The 15,420-nt window shown below is 43.2% G+C and carries 13 protein-coding genes and 1 tRNA gene; all 14 read left to right on the top strand.

The annotated features are described in order from the left end of the window. Window positions 1-102: EF-Tu C-terminal domain-related protein (locus BM232_RS14370; protein WP_143092304.1), on the top strand; the 102-nt coding region annotated here is incomplete at its 5' end. Between the two features lie 59 nt (window positions 103-161). Next, window positions 162-237: transfer RNA gene (locus tag BM232_RS14375), tRNA-Trp, on the top strand. A gap of 75 nt (window positions 238-312) precedes the next feature. Next, entirely contained in the window at window positions 313-612 is a 300-nt protein-coding gene (gene secE, locus BM232_RS14380; protein WP_245752984.1) for a preprotein translocase subunit SecE, read from the top strand. A 13-nt stretch (window positions 613-625) separates the two neighbouring features. Beyond that, on the top strand, window positions 626-1,159 hold the full coding sequence (gene nusG / locus BM232_RS14385; protein WP_091716104.1) for a transcription termination/antitermination protein NusG: 534 nt from the start codon (window positions 626-628) through the stop codon (window positions 1,157-1,159). Between the two features lie 80 nt (window positions 1,160-1,239). After that, window positions 1,240-1,674: a 50S ribosomal protein L11 gene (rplK, locus tag BM232_RS14390; protein ID WP_091716106.1), complete on the top strand. Its 435-nt coding sequence runs from the start codon at window positions 1,240-1,242 to the stop codon at window positions 1,672-1,674. Next, window positions 1,674-2,366 (top strand): 50S ribosomal protein L1, encoded by a 693-nt coding sequence (rplA, locus tag BM232_RS14395; protein ID WP_091716109.1) that lies wholly within the window; start codon window positions 1,674-1,676, stop codon window positions 2,364-2,366. Before rplK ends, rplA begins: the two co-directional genes overlap by 1 nt. Window positions 2,367-2,581: 215 nt before the next feature. Beyond that, window positions 2,582-3,109 carry a 50S ribosomal protein L10 gene (gene rplJ, locus BM232_RS14400; protein ID WP_091716111.1) on the top strand — a complete coding sequence of 176 codons (528 nt, stop codon included), beginning with the start codon at window positions 2,582-2,584 and terminating at the stop codon, window positions 3,107-3,109. A 58-nt stretch (window positions 3,110-3,167) separates the two neighbouring features. Further along, a complete protein-coding gene (rplL, locus tag BM232_RS14405) occupies window positions 3,168-3,545 on the top strand; it encodes a 50S ribosomal protein L7/L12 (RefSeq protein ID WP_091716113.1) in 378 nt (125 codons plus the stop codon). Window positions 3,546-3,717: 172 nt separating this feature from the next. After that, entirely contained in the window at window positions 3,718-7,794 is a 4,077-nt protein-coding gene (rpoB, locus tag BM232_RS14410; protein WP_091716116.1) for a DNA-directed RNA polymerase subunit beta, read from the top strand. 63 nt (window positions 7,795-7,857) lie between these two features. Beyond that, complete coding sequence (gene rpoC / locus BM232_RS14415) at window positions 7,858-12,057, top strand: DNA-directed RNA polymerase subunit beta' (RefSeq protein ID WP_091716118.1); 4,200 nt, start codon at window positions 7,858-7,860, stop codon at window positions 12,055-12,057. Between the two features lie 147 nt (window positions 12,058-12,204). Continuing rightward, window positions 12,205-12,579, top strand: a complete 375-nt coding sequence (gene rpsL, locus BM232_RS14420; protein WP_007144668.1) for a 30S ribosomal protein S12 — start codon at window positions 12,205-12,207, stop codon at window positions 12,577-12,579. A 46-nt stretch (window positions 12,580-12,625) separates the two neighbouring features. After that, window positions 12,626-13,096 (top strand): 30S ribosomal protein S7, encoded by a 471-nt coding sequence (rpsG, locus tag BM232_RS14425; protein ID WP_091716121.1) that lies wholly within the window; start codon window positions 12,626-12,628, stop codon window positions 13,094-13,096. Between the two features lie 77 nt (window positions 13,097-13,173). Beyond that, the gene (gene fusA, locus BM232_RS14430; protein WP_091716123.1) at window positions 13,174-15,273 is read left to right on the top strand and encodes an elongation factor G; all 2,100 of its coding nucleotides are present in this window, start codon (window positions 13,174-13,176) and stop codon (window positions 15,271-15,273) included. A 25-nt stretch (window positions 15,274-15,298) separates the two neighbouring features. Continuing rightward, window positions 15,299-15,420, top strand: a 122-nt coding sequence (locus tag BM232_RS14435) for a GTP-binding protein (protein WP_245752988.1), incomplete at its 3' end; no start/stop codon positions are given.

Consider the following 15,420-nt stretch of genomic DNA (forward strand, 5'->3'; position numbering starts at 1 on the left):
ACTTTGATTGCACCGATTGCGATGGAAGAAGGGTTACGTTTTGCTATTCGTGAAGGCGGCCGCACTGTTGGTGCCGGTGTCGTTAGTAAAATCGTCGAATAGTATAAGGATGCCACAATGCTGAGTGCATAGGCACTCAGCAATTTTTGAGAGCATATGATAGGCCAGTAGCTCAATTGGCAGAGCGACGGTCTCCAAAACCGTAGGTTGGGGGTTCGATTCCCTCCTGGCCTGCCATCATATGTTTTCCTCAAAGCGGATATAACGAATAAAATGGCAGACAATATTAAACTAATTATCGCAGTTGTCTTAATGGCGGCTGCGATTACTTTGTTTTATACATACGCAGAGTATTCAACATTGCTACGCGTGCTAGGCTTGTTAGTAGTCGCGGGCGTATCGTTGTTTATCGCCTCAAAAACAACTATCGGTTCAACTGTTTTATCTTATGTTAGAGATACCAATGTTGAAGTAAGAAAAGTTGTATGGCCTACGCGTCAAGAAACAGTCCAAACGACTTTGGTCGTTATCTTAATGGTGATGATGGTCGCGTTGATGTTATGGGGCGTTGATTCGTTATTAGGTTGGGGCGTTCGCGCTTTGACACTATAAAACAGGGTTTCAAATGAGTAAACGTTGGTATGTAATTCAAGCTTATTCAGGCTTTGAAGCACAAGTAAAACGATCTCTTGAAGAGCGTATTAATCGCCTTGAGCTGCAAGATAAGTTCGGTGAAATCCTCGTTCCGACTGAAGAAGTCGTTGAGATGAAAGAAGGTCAAAAGCGGAAGAGTGAACGTAAATTCTTCCCTGGCTATGTTCTCGTTAATATGGAAATGGATGACGAAACATGGCATGTGGTGAATGATTTGCCACGCGTCCTTCGCTTTATTGGTGGTACAGGCGACAGACCTGCGCCGATTAGTGAAGCAGAAGCTAATCAAATTTTACAACGTGTTCAAGATGGTGCTGAAAGTCCAAGACCTAAAGTCTTGTTTGAACCAGGTGAAGTGGTTCGTGTAACTGATGGCCCATTCAACGACTTTACAGGCGTTGTTGAAGAAGTGAATTACGAGAAAAGTAAATTGCGTGTTGAGGTGGTTATTTTTGGTCGTTCAACACCAGTGGAATTAGAGTTTAGCCAGGTAGCTAAAGGCTAAGTTCGACAAAGGTCAACCGTAATGAGTTGACTTATATCAAGCGGGGAGCTGAAAAGCGTTTGTACCCATAAGGAGAAATCATGGCAAAGAAAATTGAAGCTTATATCAAGCTACAAGTGCCAGCAGGCGGAGCAAACCCAAGCCCACCAGTTGGTCCAGCGTTAGGTCAGAAAGGCGTGAACATCATGGAGTTCTGTAAAGCCTTCAACGCACAAACACAAAACATGGAAAATGGTCTGCCAATTCCAGTTGTTATCACTGTTTATAATGATAAAAGCTTTACCTTTATCACTAAAACACCACCTGCTTCAATCTTATTGAAAAAAGCGGCTGGTCTGAAAAGTGGTAGTAGCCGTCCTAATACTGACAAAGTTGGTACTGTGACTCGCGCGCAATTAGAAGAAATTGCTAACACGAAAATGCCTGATCTGTCTGCTGCTGACTTAGACGCTGCAGTGAGAACAATTGCAGGTACTGCACGTAGCATGGGTCTGAACACGGAGGGTGTTGAGTAATGGCTGCTTTAGGTAAAAGAACTCGCGCTATCCGCGAAAAATTAAAAAATGGCAAAGTATTCTCAATTGATGATGCTTTAACATTCGTCAAAGAAAATGCTTCAGCTAAATTTGTTGAATCAATTGATGTCTCTATCAACTTAGGTGTTGACCCACGTAAATCTGATCAGGTTGTACGTAGTTCTACAGTATTACCTAACGGTACTGGTAAAACAGTTCGTGTTGCAGTATTTGCACAAGGTGCGAATGCGGATGCAGCTAAAGAAGCTGGTGCTGATATTGTTGGTTTTGAAGACCTGGCTGAAGACATCAAAAAAGGCAATATGGATTTTGACGTAGTTATTGCCTCACCAGATGCTATGCGTATCGTTGGTACCTTAGGTCAGGTTTTAGGCCCACGTGGTCTGATGCCAAACCCTAAAGTAGGTACTGTGACACCAAATGTTGCTGAAGCAGTAAAAAATGCAAAAGCAGGTCAGGTTCGTTACCGTACAGATAAAGCCGGTATCATCCATTGCCCAATCGGTAATGCAGGCTTTGAAACTGACGCATTACGTCAAAACTTACAAGCGTTGATTGATGACCTTAACAAGTTGAAGCCTAGCTCAGCAAAAGGTGTTTACATCAAACGCATCAGTGTTTCTAGCACAATGGGTGCTGGTGTCACTGTAGATAAATCTTTCTTAGGATAGATTAAAAAAATTTGGACCGCTCAGCCTTATGGCTGAGTCGTCTAAGACCGCAGGTAAGAAATTTTAATTGGCTCACTAACTGTGAGCGAGCCTGCGCAGACGGGTTCAGCTGCAGAATCTCTGACGTTGAATACCGTAAAGGTGGGAGTGTTTTTTCACTCTCTTGTTTAGCAACTATTCATTCATGAATGTGAATGAACCTAAGGAGGTCTTAGGTGGCTTTAAATCTTGAAGGTAAAAAGGCCGTCGTTGCTGAGGTCGCTGAAGTTGCTGCCAATGCTTATTCTGCAATTGCTGCAGAATATCGTGGATTGACAGTTTCTGATATGACCGAGCTACGTGTTGCAGCTCGTAAACAAAATGTTTACCTGCGTGTAGTTCGTAACACATTAGCTCGCCGTGCTGTAGAAGGTACTGATTTCGCCTGCATGCAGGAAGGAATGACTGGACCGTTGATTCTTGGCTTCTCTATGGAAGATCCAGGTGCAGTAGCACGGGTCATGGGTGATTTTGCGAAAGATAACAAACAACTTGAAGTCAAAATGGTTTCTCTGGGTGGAAAATTATTCCCTGCCAGTGAACTTGACAGACTGGCGAAGATGCCAACCAAAGATCAAGCTATCAGCATGTTCATGGGTACCATCAAAGCGCCTATCGAGAAATTTGTTCGTACTTTGCAAGCACCTACCAGCAAGATGGTTCGTACGTTCGCGGCTGTTCGCGATGCGAAAGACGCAGCTTAATCCTTTACTGGGTTGAGCAAGTAAATAAATTCTGTAAGCTTGAAATAGGAAAATTATCATGGCTGTATCTAAAGACGATATTTTGGAAGCGATTTCCAATATGACTGTTGTTGAGATCGTTGATCTGATCGAAGCAATGGAAGAAAAATTTGGTGTAACTGCTGCTGCTCCTGTAGCTGCTGCCGCTGCTCCTGCTGAAGGTGGCGCTGCTGCTGCCGCTGAACAAACTGAGTTTGACGTTGTTATGACAAGCTTCGGTGACAATAAAGTTTCTGTCATCAAAGTAATTCGTGGCATCACTGGTCTTGGCTTGAAAGAAGCTAAAGACATGGTTGAAGGCGTACCTGCTACAGTTAAAGAAGGTGTTGAAAAAGCTGAAGCTGAAGACGTTGTTAAACAACTTACTGAAGCTGGTGCAGCTGCTGAACTTAAGTAAGCATCACACACATCGTGATGGTCAAGTGACTGTTACGAAAAAGAAAATGGCTGGTGACTTTAGTCACCGGCCTTTTTCCGTTGCTGGTCAGTGCATATTACTGACCATTAAGAAAACAATCTTTCCTGAAGTCCACAAAAGTGAACTCAGGACGTTCTTCGAGGTGTAATAAATGGCCTATACGTTTACCGAGAAAAAACGGATTCGTAAAGATTTTGGCAAGCGTCCAAGTGTCTTGAAAGTTCCAAACCTTCTAGCAACCCAGGTGAATTCCTATCAGGATTTCCTACAAATGGGCGTCGTTGCAGATGAGCGCGGAGCAAAAGGGCTACACGCCGCTTTTGAATCTGTGTTCCCAATCAAAAGCCATACTGGCATGGCAGAGCTTCAATATGTCAGCTATCGTTTAGGTACCCCATCTTTTGACGTAAAAGAATGTCAATTACGCGGTGTTACTTATGCTGCACCTTTAAGAGTTAAAATGCGTCTTGTCATTTATGATAAAGATGCCCCTGCAAAATCTAAAGTCGTTAAAGACATTAAAGAGCAGGAAGTATATATGGGTGAGATCCCATTAATGACTGAAAAAGGTAACTTTGTCATTAACGGGACTGAGCGTGTCATCGTGTCGCAACTACACCGTTCACCTGGTGTGTTCTTCGACAGCGACCGTGGTAAAACTCACTCTTCCGGTAAAATCTTATTCAATGCACGCGTGATCCCTTATCGTGGTTCATGGCTTGATTTTGAATTTGATCCAAAAGATTCAGTGTTTGTGCGTATTGACCGTCGTCGTAAATTACCTGCGACTGTCTTATTAAGAGCTTTGGGTTATAACAACCAAGAAATTCTTGAGATATTCTTCAGTACAGATAGCTTTGTCAGAAAAGGCGAAAACTTCGAAATGAAGCTTGAGCCACAACGTTTACGTGGACAATCTGTACCTTTTGAGATCACTGACAATGATGGTGAAGTCATCGTCGAAGCTGAACGCCAAATTACTGGTCGTCATATTCGTCGTATGGAAAAATCAGGTATTTCTTCGCTGACGGTACCTTCAACATATCTTGTTGGAAAAGTGATTGCAAAAGATATGATCGATCCAGAAACCGGTGAATTACTGGCTTCTGCTAACGATGAAATCACTGAAGATCTGTTAGAAGCATTTGCTCGTTTTGATATCAATGAAATTGAAACTATCTACGCAAACGACCTCGATGATGGCCCGTTTATGTCAGATACTATGCGATTGGATGAAACACGTACGCCTTTAGAAGCGAAAGTTGAAATCTATCGCATGATGCGTCCTGGTGAACCACCTACAGAAGATGCGGCTGAGAATTTATTTACCAGCTTATTCTTTACTCTGGATCGCTATGACCTTTCTAACGTCGGTCGAATGAAATTTAACCGTCGCCTGGGTCGTGAAGAGATGGAAGGTGAAGGGACTCTTTCAAAAGAAGATATCCTAGATGTCCTGAAAGAATTAATCGCTATCCGTAACGGTAATGGTGTTGTCGATGATATCGATCACTTAGGCAATCGTCGTGTACGTAGTGTCGGTGAGATGGCTGAAAACCAATTCCGTGTTGGTCTTGTTCGTGTTGAGCGTGCAGTACGTGAACGCTTAAGTATTGCTGAGTCAGAAGGCTTAATGCCACAACAGCTGATTAATGCAAAACCTGTTGCTGCGGCAATTAAAGAGTTCTTTGGTTCAAGCCAGCTTTCTCAGTTTATGGATCAAAACAATCCATTATCGGAAGTCACGCATAAACGTCGTGTATCAGCTTTAGGCCCAGGTGGTCTGACTCGTGAACGCGCTGGTTTTGAGGTGCGTGACGTACATCCAACACATTACGGTCGTGTATGTCCAATTGAAACACCTGAGGGTCCAAACATCGGTTTGATTAACTCTCTGGCTACATATGCACGTACTAACGAATATGGCTTTATCGAAACCCCATACCGTAAAGTTATTGATAGCAAAGCGACTGATGAAATTGTTTACTTATCAGCTATTGATGAAGGTGAGTATAAAATCGCTCAGGCAACCATTGCGTTGAATGATGATAATTCAATCGCTGAGAACATGGTTCACTGTCGTTACCGTAATGAATCATCACTGACGCCATCTGAGCAAGTACAGTTGATGGACGTTTCGCCACGTCAGGTGGTTTCGGTAGCTGCTTCTTTGATTCCATTCCTTGAGCATGATGACGCGAACCGTGCCTTGATGGGATCGAATATGCAACGTCAGGCAGTACCTACTTTACGTGCAGATAAGCCTCTTGTTGGTACGGGTATTGAACGTGTTGTCGCACAAGATTCTGGTGTTATGGTGACTGCTAAACGTGGTGGTGTGGTTGACTCTGTTGATGCCAGCCGTATTGTTATCCGTGTTAACGATGCTGAAACCGAAGGGTCTGAATCAGGTGTTGATATTTACAACCTGATTAAATACGCGCGCTCAAATCAGAGTACATGTATCAACCAACGCCCTATCGTAAAACCTGGTGACATGGTAGGTGCTGGTGATGTACTTGCTGATGGCCCATCGACTGATAAAGGTGAGTTAGCATTAGGACAAAATATCCTGGTCGCATTCATGCCTTGGAATGGTTATAACTTCGAGGATTCAATTCTTGTCTCTGAACGTGTGGTTGAAGAAGATCGCTTCACAACTATCCACATTCAAGAACTGAACTGTCTGGCTCGTGATACCAAACTGGGTACAGAAGAAATCACTAGTGATATTCCGAATGTCAGTGAAAGTGCGCTAGCAAAACTAGACGAGTCTGGCATTGTGTACGTGGGTGCTGAAGTCAAACCTGGCGATATTCTGGTTGGTAAAGTGACACCAAAAGGTGAAACACAATTAACACCAGAAGAAAAACTGCTGAGAGCCATCTTTGGTGAAAAAGCGGCTGATGTTAAGGATTCATCATTACGTGTTCCATCTGGCACATACGGTACAGTTATTGACGTTCAGGTCTTTACTCGTGACGGTGTTGAGAAAGACGAACGTACACGTGAAATTGAGAAAGCGGAACTTGAAAAAGTTTGGGCTGACTTAAAAGATCAGAACCGTATTATGGTTGAAGACGTATTTGAACGTCTGGAACGTGCGTTAATTGGTAAAGTCGCTGAAGGTGGTCCAAACCTGAAAGCCGGTACTAAACTGACTAAAGAATATTTAGACGGTTTGGAACATGCTAAGTGGTTTGATTTACGTATGGAGTCTGAAGAGCTTAACACGCAACTCGAACAGGCTAACACACACCTGAAACAGTACCGTCAGGAAATGGAAGATGCATTTGAACTGAAGAAAGAAAAACTGACTTCAGGACATGATCTTGCTCCTGGTGTACAGCGTATGGTTAAAGTCTTCCTGGCTGTGAAACGTCGTATTCAGCCTGGTGATAAAATGGCGGGTCGTCATGGTAACAAAGGTGTTATCTCAAATATCGTCCCTGTTGAAGATATGCCATATACCGAAGACGGTCGTCCAGTTGATATCGTACTGAACCCTCTGGGTGTACCTTCTCGTATGAACATCGGTCAGATTCTTGAGGTGCATTTAGGTTGGGCTGCACGTGGATTAGGCTATCGTATTCAGGAAATGCTTGAACAGCAGAAATCAATTGCTGACCTGCGTGGATTCTTGGATAAGGTCTATAACACCAGCGGTACAAAAGAAGACCTTGACTCATTATCAGACAATGAAATCATTGAATTAGCTAAAAACCTTCAAGGTGGTGTGCCTATGGCAACACCAGTATTTGATGGTGCTGATGAAGGTGAAATCAAAAACATGTTGGAACTGGCTGGTCTGCCACGTAGTGGTCAGGCAAGACTGATTGACGGTAGAACAGGTGACTTTTTCCATCGTCCGGTAACGATTGGTTATATGCACATGTTGAAACTGAATCACTTGGTTGATGACAAAATGCATGCTCGTTCTACTGGTCCATACAGTCTGGTCACACAACAACCATTGGGTGGTAAAGCTCAATTCGGTGGTCAGCGTTTCGGGGAAATGGAAGTCTGGGCACTGCAAGCTTATGGTGCTGCATACACGTTACAAGAAATGTTAACTGTGAAATCAGATGATGTTAATGGTCGTACTAAGATTTATAAAAACATCGTTGATGGTGATTATCGAATGGACGCAGGTATGCCTGAGTCATTCAAAGTATTAACCCGTGAGATTCGCTCACTTGGTATTGACGTCGACCTAGTCGATGAATAAGACATACCGGGTTGTTACTGATAATCAAGATATTAGCCGTCTAACGGCAGCGGAGAATGAAAGATGAAAGACTTGCTTAATTTGTTAAAGCAACAAACTCAGCCAGAAGAATTTGACGCCATTCGTATCGGCCTTGCCTCACCTAAAATGGTGAGGTCATGGTCGTTTGGTGAAGTCAAAAAACCTGAAACCATCAACTATCGTACTTTTAAACCAGAACGTGAAGGTTTGTTCTGCTGCAAAATTTTTGGTCCGGTAAAAGACTACGAATGCTTATGCGGTAAATATAAACGCTTAAAACACCGTGGTGTTATTTGTGAAAAATGTGGTGTTGAAGTCACCGTGGCTAAAGTACGTCGTGAGCGTATGGGCCATATTGAGTTAGCAAGCCCTGTTGCACATATCTGGTTCCTGAAATCATTACCGTCACGTATTTCATTATTCCTTGATATGACATTGCGTGATATCGAACGTGTGCTTTATTTTGAAGCATTTATCGTCGTTGACCCAGGTATGACACCGTTAGAAAAAGGTCAACTGCTGTCTGATGAAACATTCCTGCAAGCAGTTGAAGAGTACGGTGATGAATTTGATGCCCGTATGGGTGCTGAAGCTGTTCAGCAACTATTACGCAACATCAATGTTGTAAAAGAAATTGAAACCATCCGTGAAGAGATTGATGGCACAAACTCAGAAACGAAAATCAAAAAACTGAGCAAACGTCTGAAATTAATGGAAGCATTCCACGAATCTGGAAATAATCCAGAGTGGATGGTGATGGAAGTTCTTCCTGTTCTTCCACCAGACCTGCGTCCTTTAGTGCCTCTTGATGGTGGCCGTTTTGCGACATCTGACCTGAACGATTTATATCGTCGTGTGATCAATCGTAATAACCGTTTGAAACGTTTATTAGATCTAAATGCACCAGACATTATCGTACGTAATGAAAAACGTATGCTGCAAGAATCAGTAGATGCGTTATTAGATAATGGTCGTCGTGGTCGTGCCATCACTGGTACAAATCGTATGCCATTGAAATCTTTGGCAGATATGATCAAAGGTAAACAAGGTCGTTTCCGTCAAAACTTGCTGGGTAAACGTGTTGACTACTCAGGTCGTTCAGTCATCGTGGTTGGACCATACCTGAAACTGCACCAATGCGGTCTGCCTAAGAAAATGGCATTAGAACTATTTAAACCATTTATCTACGGCAAATTAGAACGTGCAGGCTTAGCAACAACCATCAAAGCTGCTAAGAAAATGGTGGAGCGCGAAGGTCCTGAAGTTTGGGATATCCTGGAAGACGTCATTCGTGAACATCCAGTCATGCTTAACCGTGCACCAACATTGCATAGATTAGGTATCCAAGCGTTTGAACCATTACTTATTGAAGGTAAAGCGATTCAGCTTCACCCATTGGTATGTAGTGCATTCAACGCTGACTTTGACGGTGACCAAATGGCGGTACATGTACCGTTATCATTGGAAGCACAGTTAGAAGCTCGTTCATTAATGATGGCAACAAATAACATTTTGTCGCCAGCTAACGGTGAGCCTGTGATTATTCCTTCTCAAGACGTGGTTTTAGGTCTTTATTATATGACTCGTGACCGTGTTAATGAGAAAGGTGAAGGTAGTGTATTCGCTGATCTTTCAGAGTTGCGTCGTGCTTACGATAACAGAGTAGTTTCTTTACATGCGAAAGTAACAGTACGTTTAGAAGAAACAGATATTACTTTGCCAGAGCCAGAGCAATCTCGTCGTATCCGTGTAGAAACAACAGTTGGTCGTGCCATTTTATTCAGCATCGTACCAAAAGGTTTGCCATTCTCAGTGATAGATCGTGCGATGACGAAAAAAGCGATTGGCGACCTTATTAATACTTGCTACCGTCGTTTAGGTTTGAAAGATACCGTCATTTTTGCTGACCAGTTAATGTACCTGGGCTTTACTCAGGCAACACAGTCTGGTGCATCTGTTGGTGCTGACGATATGGTTATTCCTGTCGAAAAAGCATCAATCCTTGCAAAAGCAGAAGCAGAAGTTGAGGAAATTGCATCGCAGTATGCCTCTGGTTTGGTAACAGATGGTGAACGCTACAACAAAATTATCGATATCTGGTCACGTACAAATGACCAAGTTGCAAAAGCGATGATGGATGGTATTGGTAAAGATACCGTTATCGATGCTGAAGGTAATGCTGTTGAACAAGTATCTATGAACTCCATCTATATGATGGCAGATTCTGGTGCTCGTGGTTCTGCTGCACAGATTCGTCAGCTTGCTGGTATGCGTGGTCTGATGGCTAAACCAGATGGTTCAATCATCGAGACACCTATCACGGCGAACTTCCGTGAAGGTCTGGACGTTTTACAGTACTTTATTTCGACTCATGGTGCTCGTAAAGGTCTGGCTGATACCGCACTGAAAACAGCAAACTCAGGTTATCTGACACGTCGTTTGGTCGATGTTTCTCAAGACTTGGTCGTTGTTGAAGAAGATTGTGGCACAACTTTAGGTATAAACATGTCGCCTATCATTGAAGGTGGTGATGTTGTTGAACCGCTTGGTGAGCGTGTACTTGGTCGTGTTGTAGCGCAGGATCTGAAATCATCTGATGGTGAGCGTATTGTTCTTGCCGCGGGTGAAATGATTGATGAGGCAGCCGTCAATAAACTTGAAAACGAAGGTATTGACGAAGTCTTGGTACGCAGCGCCATCACATGTGAATCTCGCTATGGTGTTTGTGCAGCTTGTTATGGACGTGACTTAGGTCGTGGTCATCAAATCAACGTCGGTGAAGCAGTGGGTGTTATTGCTGCACAGTCAATCGGTGAGCCAGGTACACAGTTAACAATGCGTACCTTCCACATCGGTGGTGCGGCATCAAGAACAGCTGCTGATAACTCTGTTGCCTTGAAATACAAAGGTAATATTCGTTATCACAACATTAAGTATGTTCAAAACTCTGCTGGTAAATTTATTGCTGTATCACGCTCAGGTGAATTACATCTGATTGATGAAAACGGCCGTGAGCGTGAGCGCTATAAGATCCCTTATGGTGCTGAAATGACCGTTGCGGATAATGAAGCTGTAGATGCAGGTCAAATCGTTGCTAACTGGGATCCACATACTCACCCGGTTGTAACCGAGGTGGCGGGTGTTGTTCAACTGAGTGACTTGGTCGAAGGTGTGACTGTTGATAAAACCGTCGACGAAGTGACAGGATTGACAAGTCTAATTGTCCGTGAACCTAAGCAACGTAGTAGCTCAGCAAAAGACATGCGACCTATGGTTCGTCTGACGGATGCTGACGGTAGTGACGTTTTCATTCCTGGAACTGATATTCCAGCAATGTACTTCCTGCCAGGTGGTGCGATTGTTCGTGTTAGTGATGGCCAAGTAGTTGAAATTGGTGACATCGTTGCACGTATTCCTCAGGAAAGCAGTAAAACCCGTGATATCACTGGTGGTCTGCCACGTGTTGCTGACTTGTTTGAAGCACGTAAACCAAAAGATCCTGCACTGATGGCAGAAATCAGTGGTACGGTCAGCTTTGGTAAAGAAACGAAAGGTAAACAACGACTCATCATTACACCTAAAGAAGGCGAGCCATACGAGGAGCTTATTCCTAAATGGCGCCATGTTTCAGTGTTCGAAGGTGAACATATTGAAAAAGGTGAAATGTTAGTTGATGGTCCAGAAGATCCACACGATATCTTACGTCTGAAAGGTGTTCTAGCTCTGGCTAACTACATGGTGAGCGAAGTTCAGGAAGTATACCGTTTACAAGGTGTTAAAATTAACGACAAGCACATTGAAGTGATTGTTCGTCAGATGTTGCGTAAGGTAGAAATCAATTCTGTCGGTGATAGTAAATTCCTGAAAGGTGAGCAAGTCGAGTACGATCGTGCGCTTGATGCTAATGATGAGTTACTTGCTAAAGAGAAAGTTGAATGTACCTTCACACCGCTATTGTTAGGTATAACTAAAGCTTCACTTGCCACTGAATCGTTTATTTCAGCGGCTTCGTTCCAGGAAACAACACGTGTGTTGACTGATGCTGCTGTGACAGGTAAGAGCGATAACTTACGCGGCTTGAAAGAGAATGTTATTGTAGGTCGCTTGATTCCTGCTGGTACTGGTCTTGCTTATCATAAAGAGCGCCAGCGTCGTCGTCAGGAAGCATCAGGTGGTTTACCTGTGACTAAAACACCAACAGTAACTGAAGATAAAGACGAAGAAATCAAAGAGGTTTCATAAAGGTGTTGACGTAAGGTCTCTTACGTTATAAAATTCGTCTTCTTTGTCGGGCACTCATAATTCGAGTGCCCGCTTTTTAATGGATGGTAATGCGAGAATAATAGTATCGCAGGATACCATCGATAGATATTTGTTAAGGTTGTACTAATGGCAACAATTAATCAGTTGGTTCGTAAGCCAAGATTGAAACAAAAGAAAAAGAACAACGTACCGGCATTGCAAGCATGTCCGCAACGCCGTGGTGTATGTACTCGTGTTTACACTACTACACCAAAAAAACCTAACTCAGCGATGCGTAAAGTAGCTCGTGTTCGTTTGACTAATGGTTTTGAAGTAACTTCGTACATCGGTGGTGAAGGTCATAACCTGCAAGAACATAGTGTTGTTCTGATTCGTGGTGGTCGTGTTAAAGATTTACCTGGTGTTCGTTATCACACTGTTCGTGGTGCTCTAGATACATCTGGTGTCTCAGCACGTCGCCAAGGCCGTTCTAAATATGGCGCTAAGCGTCCGAAGGGCTAAGTTACAAAACTTAAGCGTTAAACGTATAAAGTATTAGGAAAGACAAATGCCAAGAAGAAGGGTTGTTGCCAAACGTGAAGTACTGCCTGATCCGAAGTTTCAAAACATCGGTTTAGCGAAGTTCATAAACGTCATCATGAAAGATGGTAAAAAGTCAGTTGCTGAAAAAATTACATACGGTGCATTAGACACTGTTGCTGAAAGCAAGTCTGCTAACGGTTTGGAAATTTTCCAAAAAGCCATCGAAAACATCAGTCCAATGGTTGAGGTAAAATCTCGCCGTGTTGGTGGTGCTACATATCAGGTGCCAGTTGAAGTTCGCCCAGACCGCCGTATAGCATTAGCAATGCGTTGGTTGGTTGAAGCATCACGTAAACGTGGTGAAAAATCAATGGGTATGCGCCTGGCTGGTGAGATTGCTGATGCTTATGAAAATAAAGGCACAGCGGTTAAGAAAAAAGAAGATACACACCGCATGGCAGAAGCGAACAAGGCGTTCTCGCACTTCCGTTTCTAAAATTATTATTCTCCGTCACCAGCATCGTTCTGGTGACGGTTTGTTCTTTAACATTGTTGATTTAAGAGTAGCTAATAGTGGCACGTAGTACACCTATTAATAGATACCGAAACATAGGCATCATGGCTCATATTGACGCGGGTAAAACCACGACAACTGAGCGTGTTTTGTTCTATACGGGTATCTCACATAAAATTGGTGAAGTACACAATGGTGCTGCTGTTATGGACTGGATGGAGCAAGAGCAGGAACGAGGTATTACTATTACTTCAGCTGCTACCACCTGCTTCTGGGCTGGCATGGATCAACAATTTGAACAACATCGTATCAATATTATAGATACCCCAGGTCACGTAGATTTCACAATCGAAGTAGAAAGATCATTACGTGTACTAGATGGTGCAGTAGCTGTTTTCTGTGCTGTCGGTGGTGTCGAACCCCAATCAGAAACTGTCTGGCGTCAAGCCAATAAATATCATGTACCACGTCTGGCTTTCATTAATAAAATGGATCGCCAAGGTGCTAATTTCCTACGTGTCATTGACCAAATCAAAAATCGTCTCGGTGCAAAACCGATAGTGATGCAATTACCTGTTGGCTCAGAAGATGAGTTTGAAGGTGTAGTTGATCTTGTTCGCATGAAAGCGATTTACTGGAATGAAGCTGATCTTGGTGTGACGTATGAATTACGTGATATCCCTGAATCGATGCTGGCTGAATGTCAGAAATATCATGAAGCGTTAATTGAGACTGCAGCTGAATCAAGCGAAGAGCTTATGAATCAGTATTTGGAATCTGGTGAATTAACGCTGGAAGAAATCAAACAAGGCATTCGTAACCAAACCCTGGCTAACGAAATCGTGCCAGCATTTTGTGGTTCAGCATTTAAAAATAAAGGTGTCCAGGCTGTCTTGGATGCGGTCGTTGAGTATATGCCTGCTCCAAATGATGTACCTGCGATTAAAGGTCTTGTTGATGTGGATAACGAGGTTTATGAAACTCGTGAAGCTGATGACTCACAACCTTTTGCCGCACTTGCTTTCAAGATTGCTTCTGACTCATTTGTTGGTACTTTAACTTTCTTCCGTGTTTACTCTGGTGTTCTAAAATCAGGTGATGCTGTCTTCAATCCGGTTAAAGGCAAAAAAGAACGTATTGGTCGTCTTGTTCAAATGCATGCTAACAGCCGTGAAGAAATATCTGAGGTCAGAGCGGGTGATATTGCTGCAGCAATTGGCTTGAAAGACACTATCACTGGTGAAACACTCTGTGATCTGGACCATAAGATTACTTTAGAAAGAATGGAATTCCCTGAGCCTGTGATTTCTGTGGCGATTGAGCCAAAAACACAAGCTGACCAAGAGAAAATGAGTATTGCTCTAGGCAAGCTCGCAAAAGAAGATCCTTCCTTCAGAGTATCTACTGATGAAGAGTCAGCCCAAACAATTATTGCTGGGATGGGCGAGCTACATCTAGACATAATTATCGATCGCTTAAAACGTGAATTCAGTGTCAGTGCGAATGTAGGTGCGCCACAAGTAGCTTACCGTGAAACAATTCGTAAAACTGTTGATGCAGAAGGTAAATTTGTGCGCCAAAGTGGTGGTAAAGGCCAGTATGGACACGTCTGGATCAAGATTGAACCGCAAGAGCAAGGTGCTGGCTATGCCTTTGAAAATGCGGTTGTTGGCGGTACTGTACCAAAAGAATATATTTCATCTGTAGATAAGGGTATACAAGAGCAGATGAAAAATGGTGTAATAGCCGGCTACCCTGTGGAAGATGTCAAGGTAACCTTGTTTGACGGTTCATACCATGATGTTGATTCCAGCGAAATGGCTTTTAAAGTTGCAGGCTCAATGGCATTTAGAAATGGTGCCTTAGAAGCTTCACCAGCTCTGTTAGAGCCTGTGATGAATATCGAGGTGGTAACACCTGAAGAATATATGGGTGATGTGATGGGTGATTTAAATCGCCGTCGCGGCATGGTCAGTGGTATGGACGATGCACCTAGTGGAAAAATTATTAAGGCTGAAGTGCCTCTTGCAGAAATGTTTGGTTACGCAACTGATTTGCGTTCTGCTACTCAAGGTCGAGCAACTTACTCAATGGAGTTCGCCAAGTACAGTGAGATACCAAACAATGTTGCAGAAGCGATCATTAACAAAACTAAATAACGTAAGTTAAACGAGGTAGACGAGAATGTCCAAGTCAAAATTTGAACGTACAAAACCCCACGTCAACGTGGGCACTATTGGTCACGTTGACCATGGTAAAACTACGCTGACAGCGGCGATCACCAAAGTATTGGGTGAATTAAGTGG

Source organism: Methylophaga sulfidovorans, assembly GCF_900114205.1.
Lineage (GTDB): Bacteria > Pseudomonadota > Gammaproteobacteria > Nitrosococcales > Methylophagaceae > Methylophaga > Methylophaga sulfidovorans.